The 8,735-nt window shown below is 72.9% G+C and carries 8 protein-coding genes, 1 tRNA gene and 1 pseudogene; 3 read left to right on the top strand and 7 right to left on the bottom strand.

Annotated elements, in window-relative coordinates; genetic code table 11:
* From VR44_RS21615 to VR44_RS21605, 3 genes and pseudogenes are all read right to left on the bottom strand, one after another.
* Positions 1-245, bottom strand: a pseudogene (locus tag VR44_RS21615) (dioxygenase); the annotation flags it as partial.
* Positions 246-381: 136 nt separating this feature from the next.
* Entirely contained in the window at positions 382-1,947 is a 1,566-nt protein-coding gene (locus tag VR44_RS21610; RefSeq protein ID WP_045949215.1) for an MFS transporter, read from the bottom strand.
* Positions 1,948-2,042: 95 nt separating this feature from the next.
* Positions 2,043-2,696 (bottom strand): TetR/AcrR family transcriptional regulator, encoded by a 654-nt coding sequence (locus tag VR44_RS21605; protein WP_045949214.1) that lies wholly within the window; start codon positions 2,694-2,696, stop codon positions 2,043-2,045.
* A 280-nt stretch (positions 2,697-2,976) separates the two neighbouring features.
* Between VR44_RS21605 and VR44_RS21600 the strand changes: the two genes are divergently transcribed.
* Positions 2,977-4,254 (top strand): M6 family metalloprotease domain-containing protein, encoded by a 1,278-nt coding sequence (locus tag VR44_RS21600; protein WP_045949213.1) that lies wholly within the window; start codon positions 2,977-2,979, stop codon positions 4,252-4,254.
* 36 nt (positions 4,255-4,290) lie between these two features.
* Complete coding sequence (locus VR44_RS21595; protein WP_045949212.1) at positions 4,291-4,770, top strand: RidA family protein; 480 nt, start codon at positions 4,291-4,293, stop codon at positions 4,768-4,770.
* 18 nt (positions 4,771-4,788) lie between these two features.
* Here the strand turns inward: VR44_RS21595 and VR44_RS21590 are convergent, their stop codons facing one another.
* A complete protein-coding gene (locus VR44_RS21590) occupies positions 4,789-5,991 on the bottom strand; it encodes a cytochrome P450 family protein (RefSeq protein ID WP_045949211.1) in 1,203 nt (400 codons plus the stop codon).
* 47 nt (positions 5,992-6,038) lie between these two features.
* Entirely contained in the window at positions 6,039-6,896 is an 858-nt protein-coding gene (locus tag VR44_RS21585) for an alpha/beta fold hydrolase (RefSeq protein ID WP_094191815.1), read from the bottom strand.
* A gap of 184 nt (positions 6,897-7,080) precedes the next feature.
* Here VR44_RS21585 and VR44_RS21580 point away from each other — a divergent pair.
* Positions 7,081-7,156 (top strand) — tRNA-Arg (locus VR44_RS21580).
* Between the two features lie 64 nt (positions 7,157-7,220).
* Here VR44_RS21580 and VR44_RS21575 read toward each other — a convergent pair.
* A complete protein-coding gene (locus tag VR44_RS21575) occupies positions 7,221-8,366 on the bottom strand; it encodes a tyrosine-type recombinase/integrase (RefSeq protein ID WP_045949210.1) in 1,146 nt (381 codons plus the stop codon).
* On the bottom strand, positions 8,366-8,530 hold the full coding sequence (locus VR44_RS21570; RefSeq protein WP_245692063.1) for a helix-turn-helix domain-containing protein: 165 nt from the start codon (positions 8,528-8,530) through the stop codon (positions 8,366-8,368). Before VR44_RS21570 ends, VR44_RS21575 begins: the two co-directional genes overlap by 1 nt.
* Positions 8,531-8,735 lie beyond the last annotated feature (205 nt).

Genomic DNA, 8,735 nt, shown 5'->3' with positions numbered 1-8,735 from the left:
CGGTAGTAGTGCTCCGGGAAGCCCCAGAAGTCGTACACGAGCGGGGCCGGCTCGGTGGCGCCGAGGGCGAGGGGGGCCTCCTCCCAGTGGGCGGAGACCATCAGGATCGCGCGCGGCCGGGGCAGCCCCGCCGACCAGGCGGCGAGCTCGGCGGGCCAGAGCGGGTCGTCGGCGAGCGGCGGCGCGCCGTGGCTGAGGTACAGCGCCGGCATGCGGGCGGGTGCGGGGGCGGCGGGCGTGGTCATCGGGCACTCCTCGGGCCGTCGTACGGCGTACGTCGTCCGCGGGGAGGGCGTACGGGTTCACCCGAAAAGACTAACCCCGCTTCGTTCAAATTTGAACGAAGCGGGGTCTTCAGTCATTCCCGCGTCTGGGCCCCCGTCAGTGGGCGATCACCGGGACCGGGAGCTCGGCGTCCTCGGCGGCCGCGCCGGAGCCGCCGGCCACCGGGCCGCCCTGGCCGGGACGGCCGGTGTTGATCAGGGTGAACGCGATGGCCGCGCTGACCGCGAGGATGCCGACGGCCCACCAGATCGCCGAGGAGTAGCCCTCCACCATGGCCTGCGCCTGGACCAGCCGGCCCGCGGCGCCGCCCGCCGCGGCCTGGGCCGCGTGGTCGGTCAGGTAGGCGGTGGTCGCCGAGGCGGCGATGGTGTTCAGCAGGGCGGTGCCGATCGCGCCGCCGACCTGCTGCGAGGTGTTGACCATGGCCGAGGCCACTCCGGCGTCGGCCGGGTTCACCCCGTACGTGGCCAGGGACATGGCCGGCATGAACGCGGTGCCCATGCCGAGGCCCAGCAGCAGCTGCGCCGGCAGGATCAGCGCCGGGATCAGCGCCGGGTAGGAGGAGCCGACCTCCAGCTGGGTCAGCAGCAGCATGCCGGCGGCGGCGACCAGGAAGCCCGGGCCCATCAGCAGCCGCGGCGCGACCCGGGTCATGAGGCGGGCGCCGATCTGGGTGGAGCCCGTGATCATGCCCGCGATCATCGGCAGGAAGGCGAAGCCGGTCTTGACGGGCGAGAAGCCCTTCACGACCTGGAGGTAGTACGTCAGGAAGAGGAACAGGCCGAACATCGCGATGACGGCGAGGCCGAGCGAGAGGTAGACACCGCCGCGGTTGCGCTCCAGCAGGACGCGCAGCGGCAGCAGCGGGGACTTCACCCTGCCCTCGACGCCGACGAAGGCCGCGAGCAGCACCACGGAGGCGACGAACAGGCCCAGGGTGATCCCGTCCGTCCAGCCGGCCGACTCGGCGCGGGTGAACCCGTACACGAGCGAGACCAGACCGAGGGTCGAGAGGACCACGCCGGGGATGTCGAGGCGGGCGCTGTTGCGGGAGCCGGCCGGCTCGCGGATGACCATCCAGGCACCCGCGGCCGCGACGACCGCGAAGGGGATGTTCACGAAGAAGGTCCAGCGCCAGTTGAGGTACTCGGTCAGGAAGCCGCCGAGGATCAGGCCGACGGCACCGCCGCCGCCCGCGATCGCGCCGTAGATGCCGAAGGCCTTGGCGCGCTCCTTGGCATCGGTGAAGGTGACCGCCAGCAGCGACAGCGCGGCCGGGGCGAGCAGCGCGCCGAAGGCGCCCTGCAGGGCGCGGGCGCCCAGCATCATCGCCTCGCCGTTGGCGGCGCCGCCGAGGGCGGAGGCCAGGGCGAAGCCGGCGAGGCCGGTGATGAAGGCGTTCTTGCGGCCCCACTTGTCGGCGATGCGGCCGCCGAAGAGGAGCAGACCGCCGAAGGCCAGCGCGTACGCGGTGATGACCCACTGGCGGTTGCCGTCGGAGATGCCGAGGTCGGTCTGGGCGGAGGGCAGGGCGATGTTCACGATGGTCGCGTCGAGGACGACCATCAGCTGCGCCAGCGCGATGAAGACCAGGGCCTTCCAGCGACTGGGATCGGCGGCGGCAGCGGCAGCCGGCGAGGCGGACGCGGCTGTTTTGGACATGGGGGTACCCACTTCACTGAACGGAATGACTGAAAAGAGATGGACTGAAAGGAAAAGTGGCGGTTTTCGAGGCTACTGAGGGAGGGGGCGCCGCGTCACATGGTTTTCCGGGTGATGTCCTGCAACGTGACGGCCGTGCCGGGGAGTTGGGAGCGGGCCGGGGTCCGCAGCCCGTCGAGGAAGAGCTGGAGGTGGCGGTGGACGAACCCGCCCACCGTCGTGCAGTCGGTCCCGGGGAGGGGACGGGCGAGCTGGGACAGGGCGAGCATCAGGTCGCCGGTGCCGATGTCGGCGCGGAGCAGGCCCGCGCGCTGCCCGGCGGCGACCAGGGTGTCCACGGCGACGCCCAACGCATCGCGTGCGGCGAGGAGTTCGGGGTGGTCGTGGTCGAAGCCGTCCTGGAGCATCGGGCACAGGGCGCCGATCCGCTCGTCGGCGGCGGCGTGCGTGAAGCGGCAGAGCGCGGCGAAGGCGTCGGGCTCCTCGGCGAGGGCGTCCTCGGCCTGGGCGGTGACCCGGTCCATCACGTAGAGGACCACGTGGTGGACGAGGTCGGCCCGGTCGGGGAAGTGCCGGTACAGGGTGGCGTTGCCGATGCCGGCCCGGCGGGCGATCTCGTCGAGGGGGGCGTCCGCGCCGAACTCCACGAACATCTCGCGGGCCGCCCCGAGGATCCGCTCCCGGTTGCGGACCGCGTCGGCGCGCGGCTTCGGCACCCGGGTGGCCGTGGCGGCGGTGGCGCTCTGCATTCCGGGCCTCCCTGGGCTGGAACTCGTACGGACCCGCGCCGATGGCCGGCGGCGGACCCCGAAGCGGGGACTTGTTCCCCGCTTGTGCGGACCTTCTTGCAAACGGGGAGCGAGTCCCCGGTTATTTCACTCCCCCGAGTGACCTGCATCACACCCGGATCCTGCGGTTTCGTCCCGTTTGGCCGCTTTCGACGCGCGGGCGTGTCGCAGCCGACGGAGGGTGAGCGCACAGAGAGCAGCCCGGGCCCGGCCGGCTGCCGCGCACCCGAAGGCGACCGCCATGCCGCAGACCCGCCACCGGATACGCAGACCCTGCCGCACCGGCGCGTTCATCGGCCTCACCGCACTGGCCCTGGGCGTCACCGCCACCGCCAGCGGCGGCGTCCCCGGCCGCAGCCACACCACATCCGGCCCCAAGGCCACCAGCGCCGAATCGGCCCTGGCGCCCTGCCGGATCTCCGCGACCATGGGCGTCCAGCTGTCGGAGGGCCTGCCGACCGCGCCCGGGTACTCGCGCTCGACGGGCGAGATCCGCGCGCTCAACCTGATGATCGACTTCCCCGACGCCAAGGGCGAGGGCTCGGCCATGGACCGGCTGGCGGAGTTCTTCCCCCAGACCTCGGAGTGGTTCCGCACCAGCTCGTACGGCCGGCTGACCTACCGGGCCGAGGCCCCGATACGGAACTGGCTGCGGATGCCGATGCCCTTCGCGGCGTACGGGATCGAGCGCGGCTCCGCCTACGAGCCGGGCTACCGGCAGCTCGTCGAGCACATCGCGAGGGCCGCCGACCCCGAGGTGGACTTCAGCCGCTACGACCTGATCAACATCCTGGTCACCCCGAACGCCGGACCGTCCGCCCTGGACACCGTCCTGTCGGTCACCTTCTCGGGGAACGCGGAGGCCCCGATGGCCGACGGGGTGCCGCTCGCGAACACGTCCTTCGTCTACAGCCGGCAGGACGACGGCTCCGGCTCCTACCGGGAGACCGGCTACCGGGTGCTGCCGCACGAGAACGGCCACGTCTTCGGACTGCCCGACCTCTACACCTCCGACGGCGGCGGCACGGTCGGGCACTGGGACATCATGAGCGAGGACTGGGGGGCCAACAACGACCTCCTCGGCTGGCACAAGTGGAAGCTGGGCTGGCTCGACGGATCGCAGATCAGCTGTGCCTCGAAGCCGGGCGCCAGCGAGCACCTGCTGACCCCCCTCGCCGTGGCGGGCGGCACGAAGCTGGCCTTCGTCCCCCTCTCGGAGAGCGCCGGCTACGCGATCGAGGTGCGCACGCGGGCCGGGAACGACGAGGCCGTCTGCAAACCCGGGGTGCTGATCTACAGGGTGGACTCGGAGGTGGACACCGGACGCGGTCCGGTGACCGTCTCGGACAGCGCGAGCGGCAGCGGCGGCTGTACGCGCCGCCCCAACGTCCACGCCGAGCTGTCGGACGCGCCGTTCCGCCCCGGCGAGACCTTCACCGACGACAAGGCGCGCATCAGCATCTCGGTGGTGGCGGCCCTCCCGGGCGGCGGCTTCCGGGTCCGCGTCACCCGCCCCTGACCCCCTTTCCCCCGCGAGGAACCCGAGGAGCCCCCCGTGAACAGCACCCCCGAAGAACGCCTGGCGGCCGCCGGGCTGAAGCTGCCGCCGGTCGCCCCGCCCGTCGCCGTGTACGTCCCGGCGGTGGTGAGCGGCCACTACGTGTACACCTCGGGCCAGCTGCCCATGGTGGACGGCGCACTGCTGCGCACCGGGAAGGTGGGCGGCGAGGTCACCCCGGAGCAGGGCGCCGAACTGGCCCGGCAGTGCGCGCTGAACGCCCTCGCCGCCGTGGCCTCGGTGGCCGGGGACCTGTCCGCCGTGAAACGGGTGGTCAAGGTGGTCGGCTTCGTGGCCTCCACCCCGGACTTCACCGGCCAGCCGGGCGTCGTCAACGGCGCGAGCGAGCTGCTGGGCACCGCCTTCGGCGACGCGGGCATCCACGCGCGCAGCGCGGTCGGGGTGGCCGTGCTGCCGCTGGACGCGCCGGTGGAAGTGGAACTCACCGTGGAGCTCCACACCCCGATGGGGGTCTGAGCGGGCCCGGCCGCCGGGTCACGCCCCTGTGACGGGCAGGGCCCTCAGCGCACGGAACCTGAACGTGGTGCTCCACTCCAGCCCGTCCGCGGGCACCGCCAGCCGCAGCTCCGGCAGCCTCCGCAGCAGGGTCCCGAGCGCGAGGGTGACCTGGGTACGGGCCAGCGGTGCGCCGAGGCAGTAGTGGACCCCGTGCCCCAGGGCCAGGTGGGCCTTGTCGGCCCGGCCGATGTCGAAGCGGTCCGGGTCGGGGTAGCGGGCGGGGTCCCGGTGGGCGGAGGCGATCGAGAACATCACCGTGTCGCCGGCGGGGATCCGTACGCCGCCGATCTCGACCGGCTCCGTCGGGAAGCGGCGGATGGCGGTGTGGTTGGGGACCGCGTACCGGAAGAGCTCCTCGACGGCCTCCGGCAGCAGCCCAGGGCGCTCCCGGAGCGCGGCCCGCTGCTCCCCGTGCGTCAGGAGGGTGAGCAGGCCGCCGCTGATCAGGTGCTGGACGGTCTCGCTGCCGGCCATGAGGATCAGGAAGGCGAGGGAGACCAGCTCGTCCTCGCTCAGCCGGTCTCCGGAGTCGCGGGCGGCGATCAGCCCGGACAGGACGTCGTCACCCGGGGCCGCGCGCCGCGCGGCGACGAGCTCCACCAGGTACGCGTGGACGCTCCGCACCGCGCCCGCGAGCTCCTCGCGGCTGCCGGGCGCCAGCATGGAACCGATCCACCCGGCGAACCGCCCGTACTCCCCCTCCGGCACGGCCAGCAGGTCCCCGATGACCTTCAGCGGCAGCGGCCGGGCCAACCCGTCGACCACGTCGGCGACCCCGTCGGCCTCCAGCCGTGCGGTGAACCGGTCCGCGAGGGCGTCGACCGCCGCCTGGACCGCCGTGCGCATCCGCTCGACGTGCCGGGGGGTGAACCCCCGCGCCACCAGGCGGCGCAGCCGCAGGTGGTCCTCGGGGCCGATGTTCAGCAGGTTCGCGTCCAGCGCCGGGGGCAGCGAGAACCCCTGGAACCCGCCCCGGGAGTGCCGCTTGTCGACGGAGAACCTGCCGTCGGCCAGCCCGGCCCGCACATCGGCCTCGTGCGTCACCAGCCACACCGGCGCCCCGTCGGGCAGCGCGACCCGGTGCACGGACCCCTGGGCGCGCAACCGCGCGTACACGCCGTAGGGGTCCTGCGCGAACCCCTCCCCGAACGGCTGCGGCAGCACGGCTGCTTCGCTCACGGCTTTCCCCCTCGTGTACGGCACTTCCCCACTTCCCCTGCGCCGAATTATGCGGGGGCGCCCCCGGCGGCACGGTCCCGGGCAGCGGGTACGAGGAGCGCGTGGCCGCGTTCCAGAGTCCTCGTGAAGGCCGCCGGATCGGTGAGGGACATGATGTGCGGGCCGTGGACGTGGAACAGGCGGGCCCGGCCGCCGCCGGAGCGGGCCGCGGCGAGGAACTCCCGTTCCCTGGTGCGGAAGAGGCGGTCGCCGAGGCCGTTGACGAAGAGCACGGGCAGCCGGCAGCGGCCCGCGAGGCCGAGGAAGTCGTACCGGGCGAGTTCGTCGACCACCTCGCCGAAGGCGGGCATCGCCAGGCCGCCCCGCATGACCGCCTCGTAGCTCTCGGCCGGCAGACGGCGCCTGAACGCCCGGTCGTTGAGGCGGGCGGCCCGCTGCGGGCCGAGCGCGTCGAACGCCCGGGCCGCGGCGCGGTAGACCAGGCCGGTGGCCCCGTCGGGCCGGGCCGTGGCCCCCTGGACGAGGAGGGCGGCCGCCGCGTCCGGGTGCGCGGCCCCGTAGGCGAGGGTGACGTACCCGCCCAGCGAGCTCCCCGCCACCACGGGACGGCGCCCGGTGACCCGGGCGGCCTCCGCCACGGCCACTGCGACCTGCGCGACGGCCTCCTCCAGGCGGAAGGGCCGGCCGCGCAGGCTCCCGTGGCCGGGCAGGTCGGGGGCGGTGATCCGGAAGCGGGGGGCCAGCCGGCGGGCGTGCGGGTCCCACATCAGCGCGGAGAGCCGGGTCCCGTGGACCAGGACCAGCGGATCCCCCTCGGCCGCTCCGGCGCTCCAGATCCCGGGCAGCCCGGGATCGGGCGCCAGTCCCGTCGCCACGGGCGGGGCCTTCGGTCGGTCGGTGTGCATGTCTCCCCCAGACGGTTCGCGACACAGCGTCGCGTCGCACATTAGAGGCGGATCCGCCGCCGGTGACGGCCGCAGCCCCCTCGGCCGCGCCGACCCCGGGAAACCGGCCCACGGAGCCGGTACCTGATCCGCTACGCTGTGCCTGGGCCGCCTGCACCACGGCCCGGGCCCCCCACGGGGCCCCGCCTTCGTAGCTCAGGGGATAGAGCACCGCTCTCCTAAAGCGGGTGTCGCAGGTTCGAATCCTGCCGGGGGCACCAGGCAAAACGGCCCGGAGCGATCACGCTCCGGGCCGTTTGACTGCACCGACTGACGGCAACGGGGTCACGCACTCGGGCGCTGGCGCCTCAGCATCCGGTCCATGTGGCTGATCGCTTCCCGCTTCGTGTCATCCACAACGTGTGTGTACACGTCCATGGTGATGCTGATCTGGCTGTGCCCGAGGATCTCCATGATGACCCTGGGCGCGACGCCGGCGGCGGTCAGCAGGGTCGCGCACCCGTGACGGGCGTCGTGCAGGCGGACGACCCTCAGGCCAGCGTCGGCCGCGACACGGGTGAAGGCCCGGTAGACGTTCCTCGGCTCCACCGTCCGACCGTTCCGGGTGGCGAAGACGGGCCCGGCCTCGGACCACTCGACACCAGTCTCGCGGAAGATCGCACGCTGCTTGAGCCGGTGCCACCGCAACGGGGCGATGCACATCGCGGGAAGCGGCACAGCCCGCTGACGGCGACTCTTCGGGTCGTCCTGGTAGAGCTGCCCGCGCCGGCGCTGCGTCTGCTGGCGGACGTGCAGCACCCGCTTGTCCAGGTCGAGGTCCGACCACCGCAGCCCGACCAGCTCACCGCGCCGGAGCCCCATGGCGATGGCCAGCACGAACGCCGCGTAGAGCGCCTCGCCCCGCGCAGCCTCCAGAAACGCGAGCGTCTCCTCCAGCGTCCACGGCCGAATCTCCCGCTGCTTCGCCCTCGGCGGCTCGACCAGGGAAGCGACGTTCCGGGTGATCAGCTCATCCCGCACCGCTCCCGACAGCGCGGTGCGCAGGACGCGGTGGGCCTCCTTGGCCGTGGCCACCGTCTTGTCCTTCTGCACGCGGGTGAGGAAACGGCGCACGTCGGCGGTGCTCAGCGACTCCAGACTCCGGGCCCCGAGGAGGGGCACGAGGTGCAGCCGGACGTGGGTCTCGTACTTGTCGTAGGTGCTGAGCTTCCGGCGCGGCTCGACATGCTGCTCCAGCCAGTAGGGCAGCCACTCCGACAGGCGGGCGGACCGGGTGGGCGTCGGGACGCCCTGCCGGTCGCGCAGGACCAGTTCCTGGCGCTTCTCGTCGCACTCCTGCCAGGTCTTGCCGTAGACGGTCTTACGGGCGCGGGTGCCGTCCGGCTGAGGGACGTACACCCGGGCCTCGTAACGACCGTCCTTGCGCTGCCAGATGCTGCCAGCGCCGTTGGGGTTCTTCTTGCCTGCCATCAGGCGGCACTCTCCAGTTCGGTGTTGATGAAGCGGTGTACGGCATCGGCGGGGATCCTGCGGGCCCGTCCGACGGTGATGCTGGGCAGCCGCTTGGAGCGGATGAGGTTGTAGACGCTGTGCCGGCCGAGCTTGAGCGTGGCCATGACTTCGGGAACGGTCATGAGCAGGGCCGGGGGCGGAAGCGCGGTCGGCACTGGGGCTCTCTCCTGTCGTGGGCTGAAGTGGCTCGGGGGTGCAGGCATGACCGGCGGGCGCGGGGGGCTCTGGGGCACCCCGCACCTGTCCGAGGCTGGGATTTCTGCGTCACCGCGTCATTCGCGTCACTCGGGCGCCTGACCTGCGGTTTTCGGTGACGCTGGCTGCGGC

This window comes from Streptomyces katrae (assembly GCF_000966975.1).
In the GTDB taxonomy this organism is placed as follows: domain Bacteria; phylum Actinomycetota; class Actinomycetes; order Streptomycetales; family Streptomycetaceae; genus Streptomyces; species Streptomyces katrae.
Note: the sequence above shows the minus strand (reverse complement) of the source record. Positions and strands in the feature narration are given on the sequence as shown.